The organism is Mycobacterium paraterrae (genome assembly GCF_022430545.2).
Classification (GTDB): Bacteria; Actinomycetota; Actinomycetes; order Mycobacteriales; family Mycobacteriaceae; genus Mycobacterium; species Mycobacterium paraterrae.
The window spans coordinates 758052-781418 of record NZ_CP092488.2; the positions used below are offsets into that span (position 1 = coordinate 758052).

Below are 23367 nucleotides of genomic sequence, written 5' to 3' on the forward strand. Positions count from 1 at the left end.
GTCTAGCGTGAGTGGGTGGGCGATTCCCGGACGTCGCTGAATCCGTCTCTGCCGAGTCGTCTTTCGCAGTGGCTTCGTCCGGACTGGTCGCGGACCGTGCTGGCCCGCCGTATCGCTGCAGGCGCGCTGGTGGTGCTGGCCGCCTTCGCCGCGATGCGGCCGGATCCCGTCAACCAGCGCACGCAGGTTGTGGTCGCCGCCCGGGACCTGGACCCCGGCGCCGAGCTGACCGCCGACGACGTCAGTCTTGAAACACGTTCGGCGCCAACCATTCCCGATGGCTCGCAGTCCGATGTCGGGGCTGTCGTCGGCTCGACGCTGGCCGGCCCCGCCAGACGCGGCGAAGTGCTCACCGACGTTCGACTGCTGGGCCGTCGCCTCGCCGAATCGGCAGCCGGACCCGATGCCCGGATCGTGCCGGTGCACCCGGCCGACGGAGCACTGGTGGACGTGGTGCGACCCGGCGACGTGGTCGACGTGGTGGCCGCGACCGAAGGCAGCACACAGGCCACCCCGCACGTGGTGGCCACCGATGCGATCGTGGTTTCGGTGTCGGCGAAGTCGAAGGGCCAGAGCACAACCGGCGACCGGGTGGTGCTGGTCGCGCTGCCGGCCGCCTCAGCCACCGCGGTGGCGGGCGCGGCGCTGGTCGCGACCGTGACCCTCACCCTGCATTGAGGATTTCGCTCAAGCGGCCGGGGCGGACTGCTCGCTGGCGCAGAATTTGCACTTGTGCGCCGCCTCGGGAATGTCGGAGCAGCACTCCGAGCATGCCTTGGTCGCAGGCGCCTCGCCGAACACCGTGACACCGCGTCGCTTTTGAATCGTCCTGTACGGCACCACGATTGCGAAGTACACGGTAGCCATGAAAACCAGGAAGTAGATGATCGCCCCGATCAGGTCACCGATATTGATAAAGGTTGCCTTGTTGCCGGCGTCGCCGAGTTGGAAACCCAGTCCCAGGGCGGCATGCGGCTGGGCCGCCGCTACCAGCGGATTGATCACTGTTTCGGTGAACGACTTGACCAGATTCGAAAACGCCAAGGCCACAACCAAACCGACGGCGACGGTGATGACATCCTCGCGCATGACGAAGTTCTTGAAACCCTTTAACACCCGAGCCAACCTCCCGTGAGCAGGAACGAAACGGGGCGACCCGCGATCACCCTCGGTTGACGGTAAGACCGCCCATCGACATTCGCGCGTTTTGCGCCGAATTAGTCATGCAAGGGTGTTCGTGCCGTGACATCGACGGGCCGTTATCAGGTGTGCTGTCAGCCGTGGTGTGGCGGCACGTTGTCGCGCAGCCACCGCTCACGTTCCTCGGCGTCCCGGCTGGCATCCGGGTCGCGCTCGTCGGCTGACGACTGCCACTCGTGGTCGTCACCGGTGGGCCTGGACATGCCGGGCTCAGATCTCCAGGCTGGAGAGCTGACCAATGATCTGCGCCGCCAACGGATTCAGCGTCGCCATGCCGTCGCGCACCGCGTACCGCGAGCCCGCGAGGTTGACCACCAGCGTGCTTCCGGAGATGCCCGCCAGACCCCGGGACAAGCCCGCCTCGATGATGCCGGCGGACAGACCCGACGCGCGGATCGCCTCGGCGATGCCGAGCACCTCCCGGTCGAGGATGTCCAGCGTCGCCTCGGGCGTCACGTCGCGCGGTGTCACTCCGGTGCCGCCGACCGAGACGACGAGGTCGACGCCGCCGATCACCGCGGTGTTGAGTGCGTTGCGGATCTCCACCTCGTCGGCTGCAACGGCGACCACGCCGTCGACGACGAACCCGGCTTCGGTGAGCAGCTCGGTGACCAATGGACCGCTGTGGTCCTCGTCGCCGTGGTCATCCACGACGACGACGAGTGCCCTGCCGACCAATTCCGCGCCCTGTTCCATGGCTGCAACCGTATATCTGACGTCTGACCGCAGCGCGGCGGCTCGGGTCACTGTTGGGCCTTACCCAATGTGACCTGGACCTTCTTGGTTTCCCCCGACGGGTCCTTGAAGGTCAGCATCACCTTGTCGCCCGGCGCCTTGGATCGCACGGCAGCGACCAATGCGTCGGCGCTGTTGACGGTCCGGTCATCGACCTTGGTGACGACGACGTTGCTGGGCAGGCCCGCGGCCGCGGCGGCACCATTGGGAACCACCTCGACGACCTTGGCGCCGGGGGTGTCCTTGTCGTTGGTGACCTGCACGCCCAGTGAGGCATGGGAGGCGGTGCCGGAGCTGATCAGCTCGTCGGCGATGCGCTTGGCCTGGTCGACCGGAATCGCGAAGCCCAGCCCGATCGAGCCGCTCTGCGCGTCCGGGGAGTCGCCACCCAGGGTGGCAATCGCGGAGTTGACGCCGACCAGCTGTCCGCTCATGTTGACGAGCGCGCCACCGGAGTTACCGGGGTTGATGGCGGCGTCGGTCTGGATCGCGTCCAGCACGGTGTTCTGGTTGCCCGTCTCACCAGTCGTGGACACCGGGCGATTCAGCGCGCTGACGATGCCGGTGGTCACAGTGCCCGACAGGCCGAGCGGCGAACCGACCGCCATCACCGGTTGACCGACGTGCAAGTTGGCCGACGAGCCCAGGCTGATCGGGGTCAGGCCCGACATGCCCTGCACCCGCACCACAGCGATATCGGTGGTGGGGTCGGCACCGACGACGGTGAACTCCGCGGTGCGCCCGTCGGAGAAGGTGACCGTGGTCTTCGGCTTGCCGTTACCCGGCGGCGGCGCGGGCTGGTCGGGATCCGGTCCGGGACCGCCCGGGTCCTCGTCCGGGCCCGGGCTCTGGTGCTCTGGGTTCGGACGGGAGTGCGGCGGCGGCGCCTTGCCGGCGGCGGTGGCCACGACGTGGTTGTTGGTCAGGATCAAGCCGTCCGAGGACAGGATGATGCCGGAGCCTTCTTCGGACGCCCGGCCGACATTGGTCTCGAGCATGACGACGCTGGGGACCACCTTGGCGGCTACCTGCTCGACGCTGCCCAGCGGCGCGTTGGAGGCCGGCATGCCGGGGGTGGCACCGCCCGGCATCGCGCCGTCGGCGACCGACGACAGCGTTCCGTGATGCGCAACCACAGAGGCTGCGGCACCGCCGATACCCGCCGAGACCACTGCGACCGCGATTGCACCGACCGTCAAAGCGCCTGCGCGAGAACGCTTTCGCGGCGCGGGCATCGGCTGCGGGGGCGGGCCCCCGAACGGCCCGTACGGTTGCCGTGGCTGCTGGCCGGGCGGCTGCTGCCCGTGCCGCCAGTCGTAACCCTGGCCGTAGGTTTGCTGCCCGTAGCCGGAAGGGCTTCCAACTCCACGCTGGTCGGCGCCCGGACGGTATCCGTGCTGCTGCGGCTGTGGCGAATACCTCGGGTGATTCGTCATGTCGCTGGTCGCTCTTTCTGTGCCGTGGTTACAGATCCAAAACAGTAACTGGACTACTACCTTGCCTGCGTGGTCTGTGATTCGACTGAGACAACGTTTGCCGGGTTCGCAGAGTTCCCCGGAGCCGTCGCCTCCGTGACATTCGACGCCGCCGCATGCTCGGACGGGTAATCGGTCACTGGTATCGGCCGCCCCGGTAGCAGGACGAAGATCGACGTGCCCGGGGGTTGTCCGCCCGGCACGGTTTCCTCGACGTGCAGCGCCCCGCCATGCTTGAGCACCACCTGCTTGACGATCGCCAGGCCGAGACCCGATCCGGGCATCGAGCGCGACGTGGTCGATCGGTAAAACCGCTCGAAGACCAATTCGCGCTCGTGTTCCGGGATGCCCGGTCCGTGGTCGGATACCACCAACTCTGCGTGCGAAGCGTTGAGCTGCCGGAGCCGGATTCCGACCCGCTCGCCGGAAGGGCTCCACTTGGCGGCGTTGTCCATCAGGTTCAGCACCGCCCGCGACAAGCCGGCGGAGTCCCCGTAGACCTCCCAGGGCGTGATGTCGACGTCGAATTCGACGTCGATGCGGCGCCGTCGAACTCGTTCCAGCGATCGTTCGATCACTTCGCTCATGTCGACCGGCTCGTGCACGACTTCGCTGCCTTCGCTGCGCGTGAGGTCCACCAAATCGCCTACCAGCGTGGACAATTCCTCGATCTGGGCGATCACGTCGGTCCGCAGGTCGACCATCTCCTGCTCGGGTATCGGTGGCGCGCCCGGGGCGCTGGAGGCCATCAGCAGCTCGATGTTGGTGCGCAGCGAGGTCAACGGGGTCTTCAACTCGTGACCGGCGTCGGCGACCAGTCGCGTCTGCCGGTCCCGCGACTCGGCGAGTGCGCGCAGCATCATGTTGAAAGCCTGTGTGAGCCTGGCCAATTCGTCGCTGCCGTAAACCGGTATCGGCCGGAGGTCGTCGGTGCGGGCCACCCGCTCGGCCGCCCCGGTCAGCCGGCCCACCGGTCTCAACCCGGCCTGGGTGACCATGCCGCCGGCCACCGCGGCGACGGCCATGCCGACACCGCCGACGATCACCAGTACCCAGCGCAACTTGGTCATCACCGCGTCGGTGGGCGCCAGGCTCTTGGAGATCAGCAGGGAGCTGCCGTTGGGCAGATGCACGGCCAACACGCGCTGGTTGGCGGCGGTGCGGCGGGACATGAACAGGTCACCCCGGATGACGGCCTTCTCCTGCTGCCCCACCGGGAGCGTCTGACCCTCCTGGTTAGCGGTGAAGATCGATCGACCCGGAGTCACCAGCATCGCGTTGACGTCCGAATATGCCGTTCCCTCAATGGCTTTCGCGGGGTCGGCGGCCAGCGAGCCGCTGGCAATCAACAACTGCGCCCGACTTTGCAGCTGGTTGTCGATGTCTTTGTACAACGCGGCCGAGATGACCGCATACACAGCAACGGCCATCAGGATGACCACCATGGCGACCATCGACATCGCCAGCAGCATCACCCGCCAGCGAAGCGACAGGGACGTGCTGGGCCGAAGCGGACCTCTGCTACGCCGCCGGAACAGTGTCTTCAGCGGCATCAGGGAGGTGTTTCGCGAAGCACGTAGCCCACACCACGCACGGTGTGGATCAAACGCGGCTCGCCGTTTGCCTCAGTCTTGCGACGCAGGTAACCGACATACACCTCGAGCGCATTTCCCGACGTCGGGAAATCGAAACCCCACACCTCTTCGAGAATGCGGCTGCGCGTCAATACCCGGCGCGGATTGGCGATCAGCATTTCCAGCAAAGCGAATTCCGTGCGGGTCAGGCTGATCTGACGGTTCCCTCGAGTGACTTCCCGCGTCACCGAATCCAGGGTGAGGTCGGCGAACGTCATAGCCACCGATTCGCCGGCATCCTCGATTCGCGTTCGGCGCAGCAGCGCACGCATGCGGGCCAAAAGCTCTTCGAGCGCGAACGGCTTGGGGAGATAGTCGTCGGCGCCGGCGTCGAGGCCGGCGACCCGCTCGGAAATCGTGTCGCGCGCGGTCAGCACGAGAATCGGCAGATCGTCGCCGGTACTGCGCAGCTGCCGGCACACCTCTAGGCCGTCCAACCGGGGCATCATGACGTCGAGCACGACCCCGTCGGGCCGGTCGGCGGAGATCATTTCGAGGGCCTCGACGCCATCTTCTGCCAGGGTCACCGAGTAACCGTTGAAGGAAAGCGACCTACGCAGTGACTCGCGCACGGCACGGTCGTCGTCAACGACAAGAATTCGCACGGCCACCAGTTTTATCCAAATGCCTGAGAACGTGCTGAGAGTTCGCCAAAGTTGGCTGTCCGCAAATTGCGGAGGATATCGCCGCGGCCTTCGGTCACGGCTTAAAAGTTAGCGGCGGTCGAGGTCAATCAGTCCGAGGCGCGCCGCTTTCAGCAGGCGACGCGGGACCTTGTGCTGCCGTCCGGCCACCGTCACGCCGACCAACTCGGGCTTCTCAGCCTTCCATTGCGCGCGTCGACTACGGGTGTTCGAGCGCGACATCCGCCGCTTTGGCACAGCCATGATCAGGCCTTACTCCTGGTAGGGGGGTCGCCGCGCAAGATGTCCCGGCAGCGACGGTTGAAGCAATAGTAATCGCTGACCTGCCGGCGGCAAAAATCAGCGTCGTCACCGGGTGGCTTGGCGCTGCGCGACGATCGCCATCTTCAGCATCGCAGCCGCCTTCGCCAGTGCTTCGGTTTCGCGGTCCCGTGCGACGGGAGCCGCGTGCGCCTCCGCGACGGTGTCAAAACCCCGGTCGAGATAAGTCTGGCGACACCGCCCACGCTGGATCTTGCCGCTCGTCGTAGTGGGGATGCTCATCGGCTCGACCACGACCAGGGACTGCAGGCGCACGCCGTGGCTCTGTCGCACTGTCGCCGTCACCGCGGACATCACCTCGGCGATCTTGACGTCCCGGAACAGGTCACGGTCCGCCTCTTGGACGATGACGAGCTCGTCCGCCCCGCCTGACTGGCGTGCCACCGCGAACGCCGCGCCGCGCCCCGACAGGAACAGCGGATGACACTGCTGCACCGTGAACTCGACATCGTTGGGGTAATAATTGCCGCCGTCGATGACGATCAGGTCTTTGACGCGTCCGGTGATGAAAAGCTCGCCGGAACGGACGAATCCCAGATCGCCCGTCCGCAGGAACGGACCCTCCCCGCTGTCCGACAGGTGGGCCGCAAAGGTCTTTACCGTCTCCTGCGGCCGCGCCCAATAGCCTTGGGCCACACTGGGGCCGGCGAGCCAGATTTCCCCAACCTCATCGGGGCCGCGCTCTCGCTCGGTCTCAGGGTCGACGATGGCGACGCGCAGACCGCCCCGCACCGCGCCGCAACCCACCAGCGCAACCGTGGCCGGGTCCTCCCGAGCCCCGTCAACGACACGATCCTGTTGCAGCCCAACGCGACTGACGTACGCTACCGTCGGCTGCGTGGAGCCCGAGCCACCGGACACCAACAAGGTGGCGTCAGCGAGTCCGTAGACGGCTTGAAACGCCTCATGCCGAAATCCGGCCGGCGCGAACGCGTCGGCGAAGGAATTCATGGTCTCCACGCGGATCGGCTCGGCCCCGTTCATCGCGGTGGAAAGGCAGGACAGGTCCAGGGCCGCGCGTTCTGCTTCGGTGCTCTGCTCGAGGCATTTCTCGTAGGCGAAGTTGGGTGCCACGGTGTATGTCGCACGATGCGCCGAAATGGCCTCCAGCCATCGCATCGGCCGCTTGATGAACGCCGTCGGAGACATCAGCACCGTCGTACACCCGACGAACATCGGATTGAAGATGCCGCCGATGAGTCCCATATCGTGATGCTGCGGGAGCCAAAACAACGCCACATCGTTCTCGCCACCACCCCACGCGCCGCGGATGGCCTCCAGGTTGTGTAGCAAGTTGCCGTGCGTCAACACGACACCTTTAGGCGACCCGGTGGATCCCGACGTGTATTGCACCATCGCGACGGAACCGGGATCGGGATCCGGCGGCACCCAGCCCGCCGCCTCGTGGCCGTTGACCCCGTCGCTCAAACACCACTGCAGCCGCCGGCCATCGCCGAGCAGGTCGAGCACAGCCTTGATCTTCGACTGGGTCTGCGAGGTGGCGACAACGAAGTCGGCCTGCGCGTCGGGTACCACCGACGTCAGGCGCGGAGCGAGCCGTTCGTGCACCGGAATCGCCACGGCACCCGCATAGAGGCATCCGAACAATCCGGCGATGTGATCCAGTCCCGGCCGGCACAGCACCAGTGCCCGGCGACCCGCGGCCCCGCGACCCTGTAGATCCGTCGCGATCAACCTCGCCCTCGCATCCAACTCGCCATACGTGAGCTGGCTGACATCGTCGGCGTCACCGTTGTAGGAGAAGCTGAACGCCACCTTGTCGGGGTGACGTTCAGCCCTGGCCTGGGCAAGTTCGACCAAACTACGCATTGATCGCCTCAGAAGACGCTCAGCAATCCGTTGACCAGTTCGTGCGACAGGTCGGTGAGCGAGCTGAGCGACGCGGTGAGGTCCGTCGACAGCGTGCCGCCGAGGTCGTTGAGACCACTGAAATCGCCCAGCAAGTCGGAGAGATTGAGACTTCCGGCGGCATCGGGGCTCACGTCGGCGACGGGGATGGTGGGGAAGGTCAAGCCCGCCAGCGGGTCACCCGGGGTGACTCCCTTACCGGTCCAGTTGTCACCCAGCAACAGGCCGACCGCCTGGTCGAAACCTTCCAGCGCGCCCACCGGGCCAACCGGGTTGGCCGTCAGATCGAGGGTCAACGGGATACCGTTGAACTCGAGGTTGAGGTCCATGCCGACGCTATTGAAAAGCGAGCCGCCCGCGGCGTGTATCGCACCGGTCGAGACATTCCAGGTGTCGCCCACGGCGCCGCCGCTCAGCAGTCCACCGAACGCGAAGCTCAGCGAGCTGACGCTGTCACCAGCCGGCAGGAAGCCCGAGTCGTTGACCAGCGGCACCAGCGGATCCAGGTCGAGGGTCGCGCCGTTGAAGATCGAACCGATGGCGTTGACCGGCGCGGCCAGCAGGTCGTCGAATGCGGTGGTGGTATCACCGGCCTGTACCGCGCTCGAAATCGCTTCAACACTGTTGAGCAGCGACACTTCCGGGCTGATGACCGGGCCTAACGCGCCGATCAGAATGCCGCTCGCCGGGGAGGCCAAAAAGTCCAGTACCGGCGTCAGGGTCGCAGCATCTGACGCCGGCAGGAAACTCGGTAATTCCTGGAAGACCAGGCTGTGCAACGTGTCGAGGGTGAGTCCGGTGGTCGTCGAGATCGTGTCCGAGCTAGCTCCGACGAGGGCGAATGAACTCAAGACGTCGGTCAACTGGGCCTGGATGTCGCCCAGGACGGTGTCAAAGCTGGTCCCGTTGATCAGGTCCTGCAGGTAGCCGAATCCGTCGACGGTTCCCTGCTGCGCACCCACGAAGGGGGCCAGCGCGAAGTTGTCGAAGAGCTGCGTGGCGTTGGCTTCCCCCGCGTTGAACCCCGCGACAACCGCGCTGAGAAAGGAGTCGATGGCCGTGTCGGACGAGGCAAGCTCGACGGGCATCGACTTGACCTCAGGTACCTGCGCGACCGGCCACAGGACCGGTACCGCGGCGACGGCACCGCCACTGATGAGGGTCAATCCCGCGATTGCATACGGCCGTAGCACCATGTCCACGCCAATCATCTCCTTTGCTAGAGGCCCCCGGCCTCGGGAAAGTTACCGAAGAGTCAACCTGAAAGCAAGGTGAGAAAACCTGAGAGATACCTGGAAATATCCTTGGTGAATCACTATCTGCGCACGTTAGACGTATTTTCTTCCGTTAACCTATATTTAAACTACGTTGCGCGATAGCGGCGATAGAGCCCTACGGAGGCCGCTAGAAGCGCTACATAAAGTTTGCTGAAAATGTTCGCGTTCGCGGAAAGTCCAAGAAATCAGACACCATAGCTCCTCTATGTGATTTAGCTCAATCCCGACGCTAGCTATGATCTAGATCACAGCTTTGAAGGCCGGGGGGCCACAGGCGGGTGTCCAGACCAGATCGGTACCGCTATGCTGACCTACCGGTTGGTTGGTGTTTCTGACCGCCAATCCCAACGGAGGGAAGGCGCATAGTGGGTCGTTCGGGACCTTCTCGAATTGGTGCCGTGGTCCGCATCGGAAACTGCTCGGGTTTCTACGGTGACCGGCATTCCGCGATGCGCGAAATGCTGGCCGGGGGCGAGCTGGACTACGTGACCGGCGACTACCTCGCCGAGCTGACCATGCTCATCCTTGGCCGCGACAAGATGAAGCATCCCGAGCGCGGCTACGCCAAGACCTTCCTGACCCAGCTCGAAGAGTGCCTGGGACTGGTCCAGGACCGCGGCGTGCGCATCGTCGCCAACGCCGGCGGGCTGAACCCCGCGGGCCTCGCCGACGCCGTGCGCGCGCTGGCCGATCGCCTGGGCGTTTCGGCGCGAGTGGCCCATGTCGAGGGCGACGACCTGTCCGGACGGGCTGAGGAGCTCGGGCTGGGCGCACCGCTGACCGCTAATGCGTACCTGGGCGCCTGGGGCATCGTCGACTGCCTCAACGACGGCGCCGACATCGTCGTCACCGGCCGAGTGACCGACGCCTCGGTGACCGTCGGACCGGCCGCCGCCCACTTCGGCTGGCAGCGCACCGACTACGACCGGCTGGCCGGCGCCGTGGTCGCGGGACACGTCATCGAATGCGGCGTCCAGGCCACCGGCGGCAACTACTCGTTCTTCACCGAAATCCCCGATCTGAGTTACGCCGGCTTCCCGCTGGCCGAGATCCACGCCGACGGCTCCTCGGTGATCACCAAACATGCCGGCAGCGGCGGGCTGGTCAGCGTCGACACCGTTACCGCGCAGCTGCTCTACGAGATCACCGGCGCGCGCTACGCCAACCCCGACGCGACGGCCCGAATGGACAGCATCGCGCTGAGCTCCGACGGCGCCGACCGGGTACGGATCTCCGGCGTCACCGGTGAGGCGCCGCCGCCCACGCTGAAAGTGTCGCTGAACAGCATCGGCGGCTTCCGCAACGCGACGACGTTCGTGCTGACCGGTCTGGACATCGACGCCAAGGCGGACCTGGTGCGACGGCAGCTAGAAGCCGCGCTGTCGGTCAAGCCCGCCGAGCTGGAGTGGACACTGGCCCGCACTGACCACCCCGACGCCGACACCGAACAGGCCGCCAGCGCGCTGCTGAGCTGTGTGGTCCGCGACCCCGACCCGGCCAATGTGGGACGTCAATTCTCCTCGGCCGCGGTCGAATTGGCGCTGGCCAGCTATCCCGGCTTCACCGTCACCGCGCCGCCGGGTGACGGTCAGGTCTACGGGGTGTACACCCCGGGTTATGTCGATGCCGCAGCGGTGGCGCACACCGCCGTGCACGCCGACGGCACGCGCGTCGAGATCCCCTGCGCCGCGGAGACTCTCGAACTGCAACCGGTCGACGCGCCCGCTTTGCCGGAACCGCTGCCGGTCGGGCCGACCAGGCGAGTTCCTTTGGGCCGCATTGCCGGCGCGCGCAGCGGCGACAAGGGCGGGTCGGCGAACGTCGGTGTGTGGGTGCGCACCGACGAGCAGTGGCGCTGGCTGGCTCATACGTTGACCGTCGAGTTGCTCCGCGAGCTGCTGCCCGAGACCGCGGATCTGCCGGTGACCCGGCATCTCCTGCCCAACCTGCGTGCGATCAACTTCGTCATCGAGGACATCCTCGGCCAGGGCGTGGCTTACCAGGCCCGGTTCGATCCCCAAGCCAAAGGGCTCGGCGAGTGGCTGCGCAGCCGCCACGTCGACATTCCAGAAGGGTTGTTGTGAGCATTTGGACCACGCCGGAGCGCGAGGCGCTCCGCAAAACCGTGCGCTCGTTCGCCGAACGGGAGATCTTGCCGCACGTCGACGAGTGGGAGCGCAGCGGTGAGCTGCCGCGCGAATTGCACCGTGCCGCAGGCGAAGCCGGCCTGCTCGGTGCCAATTTCCCCGAGGAAGTCGGCGGTGGCGGCGGTGACGGCGCCGACGCGGTGATCGTCTGCGAAGAGCTGCACCAGGCGGGGGTACCCGGCGGAGTGTTCGCCTCGCTGTTCACCTGTGGCATCGCGGTGCCACACATGATCGCCTCCGGCGACCAGCGGCTGATCGAGGAGTTCGTCCGGCCGACGCTGGCCGGAGAGAAGATCGGCTCGCTGGCCATCACCGAACCTGGCGGCGGCTCCGACGTCGGACACCTGCGCACCACCGCGACCCGTTCCGGTGATCAGTACATCGTCAACGGCGCCAAGACCTACATCACCTCGGCGGTGCGCGCCGACTACGTCGTCACCGCGGTGCGGACTGGCGGGCCTGGCGCGGCGGGGGTGTCGCTGCTGCTCGTCGAGAAGGGCACTCCGGGTTTCGAGGTGAGCCGCAAGCTGGACAAGATGGGCTGGCGCTCCTCCGACACCGCAGAGCTGTCCTACGTCGACGCCGCCGTGCCGGTGGCCAACCTGGTCGGCGTCGAGAACACCGGCTTTGCGCAGATCGCCGAAGCCTTCGTTTCCGAACGTATCGGCCTTGCCGCACAAGCCTATTCGAGCGCCCAGCGCTGCCTGGACATCACCGTCCAATGGTGCCGCGACCGCGAGACATTCGGCCGGCCGCTGATCTCGCGGCAGTCGGTGCAGAACACGCTGGCCGAGATGGCCCGCCGGATCGACGTTGCGCGGGTGTACGCGCATCACGTGGTCGAGCGGCAACTGGCCGGTGAGACCAACCTGATCGCCGAAGTGTGCTTCGCCAAGAACACCGCCGTCGAGGCCGGCGAGTGGGTGGCCAACCAGGGCGTGCAATTGTTCGGCGGCATGGGCTACATGACCGAATCCGAGATCGAACGCCAATACCGCGACATGCGAATCCTGGGCATTGGTGGCGGAACGACCGAAATCCTCACCTCACTGGCCGCCAAGCTGCTGGGATTCCAGTCATGACGGCCCTGAAGTCGACGCTCGACCCCAAAGGTGACACCTTCACCGCAGCCACCGCTGCCGCTGAGGCCCGGCTGGAGGAGATCGGGGCCGAGCTGGACAAGGCCCTGGCCGGCGGCGGTGCGAAATACGTTGAGCGCCATCATGCCCGCGGCAAGCTGACCGCGCGCGAGCGGATCGAGTTGCTGCTCGATGAAGACTCGCCGTTTTTGGAACTCAGCCCGCTGGCCGCCTACGGCAGCGCCTTCACCGTCGGCGCGAGCACCGTCGTCGGGATCGGCGTGATCGAGGGTGTCGAGTGTCTGGTCGTCGCCAACGACCCGACCGTCAAGGGCGGTACCAGCAACCCGTGGACGCTGAAGAAAATCTTGCGGGCCAACCAGATCGCCTTCGAAAACCGGCTTCCGGTGATCTCCCTGGTGGAATCCGGCGGCGCGGATCTGCCCACGCAGAAAGAGATCTTCGTCCCGGGCGGCCGGATGTTCCGCGACCTGACGCGGCTGTCGGCGGCGGGCATCCCGACCATCGCGCTGGTCTTTGGCAACTCGACCGCCGGCGGCGCGTACATCCCGGGCATGTCCGATCACGTGGTGATGATCAAGGAGCGCTCGAAGGTGTTCCTGGCCGGCCCGCCGCTGGTCAAGATGGCTACCGGAGAGGAGTCCGACGACGAGTCGCTCGGTGGCGCCGAAATGCATTCGCGAGTATCGGGATTGGGCGACTACTTTGCCGTCGACGAGCTGGACGCAATCCGGATCGGACGGCGCATCGTCGCGCGGCTGAACTGGACGAAGCAGGGCCCGAAACCGGCGCCGGTGGTCGAGCCGCTGTTCGACGCCGAGGAGTTGATCGGCATCGTCCCGGCCGACCTACGCATCCCGTTCGACCCCCGCGAGGTGATCGCCCGTATCGTCGACGGCTCCGACTTCGACGAGTTCAAGGCGATGTACGGCTCGTCGCTGGTCACCGGCTGGGCCCGGTTGAACGGCTATCCGCTGGGCATCCTGGCCAACGCCCGCGGCGTGCTGTTCAGTGAGGAATCCCAGAAAGCCACCCAGTTCATCCAGCTGGCGAACCGCTCGAACACGCCATTGCTGTTCCTGCACAACACAACTGGCTATATGGTCGGCAAGGACTACGAGGAAGGCGGGATGATCAAGCACGGCTCGATGATGATCAACGCCGTCTCGAACTCCACCGTTCCGCACATTTCGCTGCTGATCGGCGCGTCGTACGGCGCCGGGCATTACGGCATGTGCGGCCGCGCCTACGACCCGCGGTTCCTGTTCGCCTGGCCCAGCGCCAAGTCGGCCGTGATGGGCGGTGCGCAACTGGCCGGGGTGTTGTCGATCGTCAGCCGCGCCGCGGCGGAGGCCCGCGGGCAGCAGGTCGACGAAGACGCCGATGCCGCGCTGCGGGCCGCGGTCGAAGGTCAGATCGAGGCCGAGTCGCTGCCGATGGTGATGTCCGGCATGCTCTATGACGACGGCATCATCGACCCGCGGGACACCCGTACCGTGTTGGGAATGTGTTTGTCCGCCATCGCCAATGGCCCGATCAAGGGGACGTCGAGCTTCGGCGTCTTCCGGATGTGACGGAAATGGGAATCACTCGAGTTCTGGTGGCCAACCGCGGCGAGATCGCCCGCCGGGTGTTTGCGACCTGCCGCAATCTCGGCATTGGCACCGTCGCGGTGTACACCGACCCGGACGCGGGCGCCCCACACGTCGCCGAGGCCGACGCCCGGGTACGGCTGCCTCAGGCCAGCGACTACCTCAACGCCGAGGCGATCATCGCCGCCGCGAAAGCCTCCGGCGCTGACGCGGTGCACCCCGGCTACGGGTTCCTCTCGGAGAACGCCGTTTTCGCGGCCGCCGTGCAGGCCGCCGGGCTGGCATGGATCGGGCCGCCGGTGGACGCGGTCCGCGCGATGGGCTCCAAGATCGAATCCAAGAAGATGATGGCCGCCGCCGGTGTTCCCGTGCTCGAGGAACTCGACCCCGGCACCGTGACCGCCGCGCAGCTGCCGGTGCTTATCAAGGCGTCCTCCGGCGGCGGTGGCCGCGGCATGCGGGTGGTCGACCAATTAGACGCGCTGCCAACCGAAGTCGCGGCGGCGCAACGTGAGGCCCAATCCGCGTTCGGCGACCCGACGGTGTTCTGCGAGCGCTACCTGCCTACCGGTCACCACGTCGAGGTCCAGGTGATGGCCGACGCGCACGGCACGGTGTGGGCGGTCGGTGAGCGGGAGTGCTCCATTCAGCGCCGTCACCAGAAGATCATCGAAGAGGCGCCCTCGCCGTTGGTCGAACGCATCCCCGGCATGCGGGCCCGGCTGTTCGAGGCCGCCCGGCTCGCGGCGTCCGCGATCGGTTACACCGGCGCCGGCACGGTCGAGTTCCTTGCCGACGACGACGGCGAATTCTTCTTCCTGGAGATGAACACCCGGCTGCAGGTCGAGCACCCGGTCACCGAGGAGACCACCGGCCTGGACCTGGTCGAGCTGCAGATCGAGGTGGCCGACGGCGGCCGGTTGGACGCCGAACCGCCTGCCGCGCATGGCTCGTCGATCGAAGCCCGGCTGTACGCCGAAGACCCCGCGCGCGACTGGCAGCCGCAAGCCGGCCAGGTACACCGCATCGACGTGCCCTCGGCCCGCACCCGGTTCACCACGCTGGGGGCGCGCACCGGAATCCGCCTGGACTCCGGCATCGTCGACGGCTCGGTGGTCTCGATCCATTACGACCCGATGCTGGCCAAGGTGATCTCCTACGCCCCGACTCGACGGCAGGCGGCGCTGGTGCTCGCCGATGCACTGGCCCGCGCCCAGGTGCACGGGCTGCGAACCAACCGCGACCTGTTGGTGAACGTGTTGCGGCACAAGGCCTTCCTCGCTGGCGACACCGACACGGCGTTCTTCGACACCCACGACCTGACGACGCTGTCCGCTCCGCTGGCCGACAACGCCGTGGTCCGGACCTCGGCGGTGGCCGCAGCGCTGGCCGACGCCGCGCAGAACCGGGCCGATGCCACCGTGCTCGGCTCGCTGCCCAGCGGCTGGCGCAACCTGGCGTCGGGCTACCAGGCCAAGACCTACCTCGACGACAGCGGCGCCGAGCACCGCGTCGAATACCGTTTCGGCAGAACCGGTGTGACGCTGCCCGGCAACGAATCCGTGCACCTGGTGTCGTCGACTCCGCGCGAAGTTGTGCTGGCTGACGAGCACGGGGTGGCGCGCAGCTTCGCGGTCGAGCGTTATGGCGCCGATGTCTACGTCGACTCCGCACAGGGCCCAGTGCACCTCGTCGCACAGCCGCGCTTCCCGGAGCCGGGATCGGCCGTCGAGAAGGGCTCACTGGTTGCGCCCATGCCCGGCAACGTGATCCGGCTCGGCGCCGCAGTAGGCGACACCGTCACCGCCGGACAGCCCCTGATCTGGCTGGAGGCGATGAAAATGGAGCACACCATCACCGCCCCCGCCGACGGTGTGCTCGCAGAACTCAACGTCGATACCGGCCAACAAGTCGAAGTCGGCGCCGTACTGGCACGCGTCGATACACCCGAAGCAGAAGGAGAAACCCCGTGACCGACAGCAGCTTCATCGAGAACGAAGACCGCAAGGCGCTGCGCAAGGCGGTGTCGGACTGGGCCTCGAAATACGGTAGCGAGTATTACCTCAAGAAGGCCCGCGCCCAGGAACACACCGACGAATTGTGGTTCGAGGCAGGGCAACTCGGCTTCCTCGGGGTGAACCTGCCCGAGGAGTACGGTGGCGGCGGCGCAGGCATGTACGAGCTGTCGCTGGTGATGGAGGAGATGGCGGCGGCCGGCAGCGCGCTGCTGCTGATGGTGGTCTCCCCCGCCATCAACGGCACGATCATCAGCAAGTTCGGCACCGACGAGCAGAAAAAGCGCTGGATCCCGGGCATCGCCGACGGGACGCTGACAATGGCGTTCGCTATCACCGAGCCCGATGCGGGATCGAACTCGCACAAGATCACCACCACGGCCCGCCGCGACGGAAGCGACTGGATCATCAAGGGGCAGAAGGTCTACATCTCCGGCGTCGACCAGGCGCAGGCGGTGCTGGTGGTCGCGCGCAGCGAGGAAGCGAAGACCGGCAAGCTGCGGCCCGCGTTGTTCATGGTGCCCACCGACGCGCCCGGCTTCACCTACACCCCGATCGACATGGAGATCATCAGCCCCGAGCGACAGTTCCAGGTGTTCCTGGACGACGTGCGGCTGCCCAGCGACGCACTCGTCGGCGCCGAAGATGCCGCGATCGCACAGCTTTTCGCCGGCCTGAACCCCGAGCGGATCATGGGGGCGGCCAGCGCCGTCGGCATGGGCCGCTTCGCACTGGACCGTGCCGCCGACTACGTCAAGACCCGCCAGGTGTGGGGCACACCGATCGGCTCGCATCAAGGCCTGTCGCACCCGTTGGCGCAATGTCACATCGAGGTCGAGCTGGCCAAGCTGATGATGCAGAAGGCCGCCACGCTGTACGACAACGGCGACGACGCCGGCGCCGCCACCGCCGCGAACATGGCGAAATACGCTGCGGCTGAAGCGGCTAACCGCTCCGTGGACCAGGCCGTGCAGTCGCTCGGCGGTAACGGCCTAACCAAGGAATACGGCGTTGCCGCAATGATGGCCGCGGCGCGACTCGCCCGCATCGCGCCGGTCAGCCGCGAGATGGTGCTCAACTTCGTCGCGCAGACGTCGCTCGGCCTGCCCCGCAGCTACTGATGGACCGGGTGGTCGACTACGCCGTCGACGGTCATGTCGCGCGGCTGACCCTGAATTCGCCGCACAACCGCAACGCGCTGTCGACGGCGTTGGTCACCCAACTCCACGAGGGTCTGCGCGACGCCGCCGCGGATCCCGCGGTGCGGGTCGTCGTGCTCGGGCACACCGGCAACACGTTCTGCGCGGGCGCCGACCTGTCCCAGGGTGCCGCGAATGCGGATCCAGCCCAGGCGACCGCGCAACGGTCGCGGGAGATGGCGGCGCTGCTGCGGGCCATCGTCGAGGCGCCGCTGCCCGTGATCGTCGCGGTCGACGGCCACGTGCGCGCCGGCGGCATGGGACTGGTCGCCGCGGCCGACATCGCCGTGGCCGGGCCCCGCAGCACGTTCGCGTTGACCGAGGCCCGGATCGGCGTCGCGCCGGCAATCATCTCGCTGACCCTGCTGCCGAAGCTGACGGCCCGCGCCGCCGCGCGCTACTACCTGACCGGCGAGACGTTCGACGCCGCGACCGCCGCGGCGATCGGGTTGATCACCGAGGCCGCCCACGACGTCGACGCCGCGGTTGCGGCGTTGGTCGCCGACATCGGCCGCGGCTCGCCGCAGGGCCTGGCCGCGTCGAAGGCGCTGACCACCGCCGCCGTGCTGGACGGATTCGACCGCGACGCCGAGCGGCTGGGCGCCGAGTCGGCCCGCCTGTTCGTCTCCGACGAAGCCCGGGAAGGCATGCTGGCGTTCCTGGAAAAGCGGCCGCCCAGCTGGGCCACCTGACACCCGCCCAGGTTCCTCCGCTATGCAAGACGGGTGAGTGACGAGACCGGCGACTGGCGAAACGTCCTTCGCAGCCTGTTCACCGGGTGGCAGCGCCCCACCGAGCATCCGGTCGACGAGGAGGGTGAGGGCGCCGAGAGCCTGATCGGCTTCGTGGTGGCCGCCGCGATGGTCGGCATCTTGACCGGCGTCAGCGCGGCGACCTTTCGGCTGCTACTCGAGCGCGGAGCGCACCTGCGCGCGGTCGTGGCCGGGTGGGCGCACGGCTCGTGGTGGGGGCTCGTTGCCGTGATACTCGCCTGCGCGGCCACCGCCGCGATCGCGGCGGCCCTGGTGCACCGCATCGAGCCGCACGCCGAGGGCAGCGGCATCCCTCGCGTCGAGGCGGTGGCGGACGGCAGGGTGCGGCCCGACCGATTCCGGATCCTGCCCGTGAAATACGTCGGCGGGCTACTGGCCATCAGCGGCGGCTTGGCGCTGGGACGTGAGGGCCCGTCGGTGCAGATGGGCGGGAGCGCGGCCGTCATCGTCGCCACCCTGACGCGGCGCAACCTCGCCGACCTGCGGGTACTCGTCGCCGGTGGCGCCGCCGCCGGCCTGGCCACCGCGTTCAACGCGCCGATCGCCGGCGGTGTCTTCGTACTCGAGGAGCTTCTCAAGCGATTCGATCCGCGTACCACCATCGCCACCCTCGTCGCGTCCGCGTCCGGGTTCGTGGCCGCCCACCTGTTGGTCGAATCGCGCTACGACTTCGACATGAAGCCGCTGGCTGATCCGCGGCTCGTCGAGTACGGCTGGATCCTGACGATTGGCGTCGTCACCGGTCTGCTCGGGGTGGCCTACAACAGCTCCGTGATGGCCGCCTTGAAGCGGGCCGACGCCAGCCGTTGGCCGAAAGAGGTCCGCGCCGCCCTCACCGGCGCGGGGGTAGGGGTTCTCGTGTGGCTCGCACCGGGGCTGGTCGGTAGCGGGGACGGACTCACCCAGGACGCGTTGCACGGCCGCGGCGCGCTGCTGACGGTCGCCGGTATTTTCCTGCTCCGGTTCGCGCTCGGAGTCGTCTCCTATGCCGCGGCCACCCCAGGAGGACTGTTCGCACCGATGCTCGTGCTCGGGTCGCAATCCGGTCTCGTGGTGGGATTGGTCGCCGTGCATCTGACCCCGCACGCGGTACCCAGCCTGCCCGCCTGCGCGCTGATCGGCATGGCGGCGTTTTTCACCGCGTCGGTGCACGCCCCGGTGACCGGACTCATCCTGGCCACGGAGATGACCGGCAACACCAACCAGTTACCGCCGATGCTTGCCGCCTGCGCCGTCGCGATGCTGGTCGCCGTCGCAATCCGCTCACGTCCCATCTACGACCGCCTCGCGGACCGGGCCGCCCAAGCCGCGCGCCGCGAATCCGCCAAACCGTGAGGTTGACGCAACATTTTGGTCAAGATCGCTTGCTTGAAAAATTCTTCGTCGTAGGCTCGTCATGATGAGCAAGTCAGCGCAGCGAGGGGCGCGCGACCGGCCGGACGCAGAGAAGCGTGCCGCCGAGACTGACCGTATCCAGGTGGCCCAGTTGCTCACCGATGCCGCGGCGCAGGGCAAGCTGCAAATGAGCGATTACGAGGACCGCCTCACCAAGGCCTACGCCGCCGAGACCTACGACGACCTCGACCAGCTGCGCTCGGACCTGCTCGGGTCGTCGGTGAGCCCGCAGCGCGGCGGCGCCACCAAGCCGGCGCCGTCGATGCTGCTGCTGGCGATCATGAGCGCCTTCGAGCGTCGCGGCCGGTGGAACGTCCCGAAGAAGCTGACGACGTTCGCGCTGTGGGGCGGCGGCGTGATCGATCTGCGCTACGCGGACTTCACCTCGACCGACGTCGAGATCAACGCCCACTCGATCATGGGCGGGCAGACCATCCTGCTGCCGCCCGAAGTCAACGTCGAGATCAAGGGCCGCGGCGTGATGGGCGGTTTCGACCACGAGGTCGAAGGCCAGGGCACACCCGGCGCCCCGACGGTACGCATCCGCGGCTTCTCGCTGTGGGGCGGCGTCGGTGTCCGGCGCAAGAACCGCAAGGCCCAGAGCTAGTTCGCCGGACTACCTTCGCCGACGCGACCGCAGGTAGTCGCCGACGACCGCGGCGCCGAGACCGTCAAGATCGGGATCGACCACTCGGCCCTCGACACGGCGGGCCACCTGATCGATGAACCGGGCCAGCCCGGGGTCGTTGCCCAACCGGAAGATCGTCACCTGCGCGCCCAGTCTCGCCATCTCGTCGAACCCGCGCACGGTGTTGGCGATGGTCCGCGGATGCGGCGGATAGTCGAAGAAGACCGTCGGCGAGCCGTCACCGTAGTCCTCGAGATGGGCGGTCGGCTCGCCGTCGGTGACCACCAGCAGCACAGGTTGCGCGTTCGGATGCCGGCGCAGGTGCCGCCCGGCCAGCGCCAGCGCGTGATGCAGATTGGTGCCCTGCTCGTAGACGCCTTCCAGGCCCATCAACTCGGCGCTGCTCATTGTGCGCGCGTAGCGGCCGAACGCGATGATCTGCAGCGCATCTGACCGGAACCGGGTGCGCACCAAATGGTCGAGGGCGAGCGCGGTCTGCTTCATCGGCAGCCAACGGTTCTCCATCACCATCGAAAACGAGGTGTCCACCAGCAGCGCGACCGCGGCCTGCGTGCGGGTCTCGGTCTCGGAGACCTCGACGTCGTCGACCGTGATGTCGAGCGGGCCGTCCAGTGTTCGGGTGCCGGCTTGTCGCAGCACCGCGTTGGTCAGCGTGCGCGTCACGTTCCACGGCTCCGTGTCGCCGAACTGCCAGGGCCGGGTGGCACCGGTGAGCTCACCCGCCGCGCCCGCGCGCCGAAGTTCGCGCTCGCCGTGGCGGCTGGAAAGTTGTTGAGCCACATCGCGCAACGCTGTCTCGCCGAGACGACGCATGGCTTTCGGTGAGAGCCGCCACTGACCGTCCGAGCTGCGGTCCAGGAAGCCCTGGTTGACCAGCGCGCGTTCGAGCTCGGACAGCGTCTGGGCGTCGATCGCGGCTTGGTCGCCGAGCTGACGGGCCAGCGCGTCGAGGTCGACGTCGTCCATGGTCGCCCCCGGATAGCTCTGCGACAGTTGCTCGGCGAGCTGCTCCAACTCGGCGATATCGGAGAGCGCCTGTGCGCCCTCGCCCATGCCGAGCGGGTTGTCGCCGCTGAACTCCGACGAGCCGTCCCAGTCCTCGCCGGGGCGCGCCGCTTGCAGATGCCCGTCGAGCCGGCCCAGTGCCTGCATCAAGTCAGGCGATCCGAATGCCTGCTGCGCCAATGCATCCAGCTCGGCACGCTGGTCCGGGCTCAAGCTGTTACGGAACCGCTGTGCGGCGGCGGCTCGCTTGGCGAGCGAGTCCAGCAGCTCCTCGACGTTGTGCGGGTTCTCCGGGAAGAATTCGCCGTGCTTGGCCATGAAGTCTTCGAAATCCTGCTGCGTGTCTTCGCCTTTGGCGTGCTTGTCCAGCAGGTCGTTGAGGTCGTTGACCATGTCGGTGACGCGTTGACGGTCCTCGTCGGTGGCACCCTCGAGGGCTTCCTTCATGCCCGCGAAGCGCTGGTCGAGCATTTCACGGCCGAGCAGATCCTTGATCTGGTCGTACTTCTGGCGCGCCTCGTCGCTGCGCCAGCCGTACTCGGAGAGCTCCTGCACGGCCTTCGCCGGCGACGGCGACAGCGAGTCGAGTTGCAGCTCACCGAACCGGGCGTCGTCGTCCAGGGCCCGGGCCAGCTCTTTGCGCTCGGCCAGCACCGCCTCGTCGAGCAGCTTCTTGATCTCTTGCAGCGTGCCGTCCAAGTTGTTCTCGCGCAGCAACTCTCGTCGTCGCCGGTTGGCCTCGGCGGCCAGCCGGTCGGCGCCCCTGACGCTCTTGGTGCCGCGGCGCAGCAACTCCGACAATGCCCGTCGCGGCGAGGTTCCCGCCATGACGTCCTGGCCGATCTGTTCGAGCGCCTCGCGCAGATCTACCGGCGGCGCAAGGGGATCCGGGCCGCCGGTATAGGCCGAATAGCGTGAGGAGTGGCGTCTAGCCATAAATGGTTTCGCCTTCTCCGGATGCTTTATCGATGCGCTTGGCCAAATACAGTGCCTCCAAGGCCAATTCGAGCGCCGCGGCGCGCTCGCCCTCGGACTCGGCGCTGACCCGCTTGGCGATCGCGTCGATCACCGGCAGATTCGGCAATGCCGCCAGCACGTCCTTGGCTGCTACCCGCTCGCCGGTCGTCACGGCGGAGCCGCCCTCGACGGCCGACACCAGCGGGCCGACGTCGATGCCGCCCAGCGCGCGCGACGCGGTGTCCGCGGTGGCGCGGCGCAGCAGGTGTTCCAGCACGGCCTGCTCGCGACCTTCCTCGCCGGACTCGAATTCGAGCTTGCCGCGCAGCACGTCGATCACGGTGCCCAGGTCGACCACTCGGGCCACCGGGTCGGTCTCGCCGAGCACCGCGCCGCGGTGGCGCGCCGAGGCCGCGACGGTTTCGGCCGCGGCGATGGCGAATCGGGCCGACACTCCCGACCGCTGGTCGATGGAATTCGACTCACGCAGGTAGCGGGCGAACCGGGCGATCACCTGCATCAGGTATTCCGGCACCTGCGCGGACAGGTGCGCCTCTTGGGTGATGACCGCGACCTCCGCATCGAGTTCGAGCGGGTAGTGCGTGCGGATCTCGGCACCGAACCGGTCCTTGAGCGGGGTGATGATGCGACCGCGATTGGTGTAGTCCTCGGGGTTGGCGCTGGCGACCACCAGGACGTCCAGCGGCAGCCGCAACGTATAGCCGCGGACCTGGATATCGCGCTCCTCCATCACATTCAGCATCGATACCTGAATGCGCTCGGCCAGGTCGGGCAGCTCGTTGACGGCGACGATGCCGCGGTGCGCCCGCGGGATCAGGCCGTAGGCGATGGTTTCGGGGTCGCCCAGGCTGCGGCCTTCGGCGACCTTGATCGGGTCGATGTCGCCGACCAGGTCGGCGACGCTGGTGTCGGGGGTGGCCAGTTTCTCGGTGTAGCGCTCGCTGCGATGCCGCCATTCGATGGGCAGGTCGTCACCGAGGGTGGCGGCCTTGCGGATCGACTCCGGGGTGATCGGGCTGTACGGGTGCTCCCCGAGTTCGGCGCCCGCGATCACCGGCGTCCACTCGTCGAGTAGGCCGATCAGCGCCCGCAGCAGCCGGGTCTTGCCCTGGCCGCGCTCGCCCAGCAGCACGAAGTCGTGACCGGCGATCAGCGCCCGCTCCAGCTGCGGCAGCACGGTGTCTTCGAACCCGAGGATGCCCGGCCAGATTTCCGGAGCGTCCGGCCCTGACGACAACGCGGCCAACAGGTTTTCCCGGATCTCTTGCTTGACGCCCCGTTCGCGGTGCCCGGCGGCACGTAGTTCGCCGACGGTACGGGGCAGGTTGTTCGCAGCGGTCACCACACCACGCTACTGAT

Annotated in this window: 20 protein-coding genes; 9 read left to right on the forward strand and 11 right to left on the reverse strand. The window is 67.3% G+C overall.

Translation table 11 applies throughout. The features are described from left to right. The first annotated feature begins 15 nt into the window (after positions 1-15). On the forward strand, positions 16-678 hold the full coding sequence (locus tag MKK62_RS03500; protein ID WP_240262391.1) for an SAF domain-containing protein: 663 nt from the start codon (positions 16-18) through the stop codon (positions 676-678). A 9-nt stretch (positions 679-687) separates the two neighbouring features. On the opposite strand, the gene MKK62_RS03505 is transcribed toward MKK62_RS03500, so the two are convergent. The 9 genes from MKK62_RS03505 to gjpA all read right to left on the reverse strand — a co-directional run bounded on the left by MKK62_RS03505 (position 688) and on the right by gjpA (position 9074). Next, positions 688-1116 (reverse strand): large conductance mechanosensitive channel protein MscL, encoded by a 429-nt coding sequence (locus tag MKK62_RS03505; RefSeq protein WP_240262390.1) that lies wholly within the window; start codon positions 1114-1116, stop codon positions 688-690. Positions 1117-1274: 158 nt separating this feature from the next. Further along, positions 1275-1403 carry a hypothetical protein gene (locus MKK62_RS03510; protein ID WP_260060468.1) on the reverse strand — a complete coding sequence of 43 codons (129 nt, stop codon included), beginning with the start codon at positions 1401-1403 and terminating at the stop codon, positions 1275-1277. A gap of 7 nt (positions 1404-1410) precedes the next feature. Beyond that, positions 1411-1896, reverse strand: coding sequence for a MogA/MoaB family molybdenum cofactor biosynthesis protein (locus MKK62_RS03515; protein ID WP_240262389.1), 486 nt, complete (start codon positions 1894-1896; stop codon positions 1411-1413). A 47-nt stretch (positions 1897-1943) separates the two neighbouring features. Then, the gene (locus MKK62_RS03520) at positions 1944-3371 is read right to left on the reverse strand and encodes a S1C family serine protease (protein WP_240262388.1); all 1428 of its coding nucleotides are present in this window, start codon (positions 3369-3371) and stop codon (positions 1944-1946) included. A gap of 56 nt (positions 3372-3427) precedes the next feature. Further along, positions 3428-4963, reverse strand: a complete 1536-nt coding sequence (locus MKK62_RS03525; RefSeq protein WP_240262387.1) for a HAMP domain-containing sensor histidine kinase — start codon at positions 4961-4963, stop codon at positions 3428-3430. Continuing rightward, the gene (locus MKK62_RS03530; protein ID WP_240262386.1) at positions 4963-5649 is read right to left on the reverse strand and encodes a response regulator transcription factor; all 687 of its coding nucleotides are present in this window, start codon (positions 5647-5649) and stop codon (positions 4963-4965) included. The genes MKK62_RS03525 and MKK62_RS03530 overlap by 1 nt, the downstream gene beginning before the upstream one ends. A gap of 108 nt (positions 5650-5757) precedes the next feature. Then, entirely contained in the window at positions 5758-5931 is a 174-nt protein-coding gene (gene rpmF / locus MKK62_RS03535; protein ID WP_067331883.1) for a 50S ribosomal protein L32, read from the reverse strand. Positions 5932-6036: 105 nt separating this feature from the next. Then, entirely contained in the window at positions 6037-7839 is a 1803-nt protein-coding gene (locus MKK62_RS03540; RefSeq protein WP_240262385.1) for a fatty acyl-AMP ligase, read from the reverse strand. 8 nt (positions 7840-7847) lie between these two features. Further along, the gene (gene gjpA, locus MKK62_RS03545) at positions 7848-9074 is read right to left on the reverse strand and encodes an outer membrane porin GjpA (RefSeq protein WP_240263841.1); all 1227 of its coding nucleotides are present in this window, start codon (positions 9072-9074) and stop codon (positions 7848-7850) included. A 530-nt stretch (positions 9075-9604) separates the two neighbouring features. Here gjpA and MKK62_RS03550 point away from each other — a divergent pair. The 8 genes from MKK62_RS03550 to MKK62_RS03585 all read left to right on the forward strand — a co-directional run bounded on the left by MKK62_RS03550 (position 9605) and on the right by MKK62_RS03585 (position 19983). After that, positions 9605-11239 carry an acyclic terpene utilization AtuA family protein gene (locus MKK62_RS03550; RefSeq protein ID WP_240263840.1) on the forward strand — a complete coding sequence of 545 codons (1635 nt, stop codon included), beginning with the start codon at positions 9605-9607 and terminating at the stop codon, positions 11237-11239. Further along, a complete protein-coding gene (locus MKK62_RS03555; protein ID WP_240262384.1) occupies positions 11236-12384 on the forward strand; it encodes an acyl-CoA dehydrogenase family protein in 1149 nt (382 codons plus the stop codon). The genes MKK62_RS03550 and MKK62_RS03555 overlap by 4 nt, the downstream gene beginning before the upstream one ends. Next, the gene (locus MKK62_RS03560; RefSeq protein ID WP_240262383.1) at positions 12381-13976 is read left to right on the forward strand and encodes an acyl-CoA carboxylase subunit beta; all 1596 of its coding nucleotides are present in this window, start codon (positions 12381-12383) and stop codon (positions 13974-13976) included. Before MKK62_RS03555 ends, MKK62_RS03560 begins: the two co-directional genes overlap by 4 nt. 5 nt (positions 13977-13981) lie before the next feature. Continuing rightward, on the forward strand, positions 13982-15967 hold the full coding sequence (locus MKK62_RS03565) for an acetyl/propionyl/methylcrotonyl-CoA carboxylase subunit alpha (RefSeq protein ID WP_240262382.1): 1986 nt from the start codon (positions 13982-13984) through the stop codon (positions 15965-15967). Beyond that, the gene (locus tag MKK62_RS03570; protein ID WP_240262381.1) at positions 15964-17130 is read left to right on the forward strand and encodes an acyl-CoA dehydrogenase family protein; all 1167 of its coding nucleotides are present in this window, start codon (positions 15964-15966) and stop codon (positions 17128-17130) included. The genes MKK62_RS03565 and MKK62_RS03570 overlap by 4 nt, the downstream gene beginning before the upstream one ends. Next, positions 17130-17900, forward strand: a complete 771-nt coding sequence (locus tag MKK62_RS03575) for an enoyl-CoA hydratase family protein (protein WP_240262380.1) — start codon at positions 17130-17132, stop codon at positions 17898-17900. Before MKK62_RS03570 ends, MKK62_RS03575 begins: the two co-directional genes overlap by 1 nt. 33 nt (positions 17901-17933) lie before the next feature. Continuing rightward, positions 17934-19316, forward strand: coding sequence for a ClC family H(+)/Cl(-) exchange transporter (locus MKK62_RS03580; protein WP_240262379.1), 1383 nt, complete (start codon positions 17934-17936; stop codon positions 19314-19316). A gap of 64 nt (positions 19317-19380) precedes the next feature. Then, complete coding sequence (locus MKK62_RS03585) at positions 19381-19983, forward strand: DUF1707 SHOCT-like domain-containing protein (RefSeq protein WP_240262378.1); 603 nt, start codon at positions 19381-19383, stop codon at positions 19981-19983. Positions 19984-19992: 9 nt separating this feature from the next. Here MKK62_RS03585 and MKK62_RS03590 read toward each other — a convergent pair whose 3' ends face one another. Together MKK62_RS03590 and MKK62_RS03595 are read right to left on the reverse strand one after the other, a co-directional pair. Beyond that, entirely contained in the window at positions 19993-21966 is a 1974-nt protein-coding gene (locus MKK62_RS03590; protein WP_240262377.1) for a vWA domain-containing protein, read from the reverse strand. Beyond that, on the reverse strand, positions 21959-23353 hold the full coding sequence (locus tag MKK62_RS03595; protein WP_240262376.1) for a sigma 54-interacting transcriptional regulator: 1395 nt from the start codon (positions 23351-23353) through the stop codon (positions 21959-21961). The genes MKK62_RS03590 and MKK62_RS03595 overlap by 8 nt, the downstream gene beginning before the upstream one ends. Positions 23354-23367: the final 14 nt, after the last annotated feature.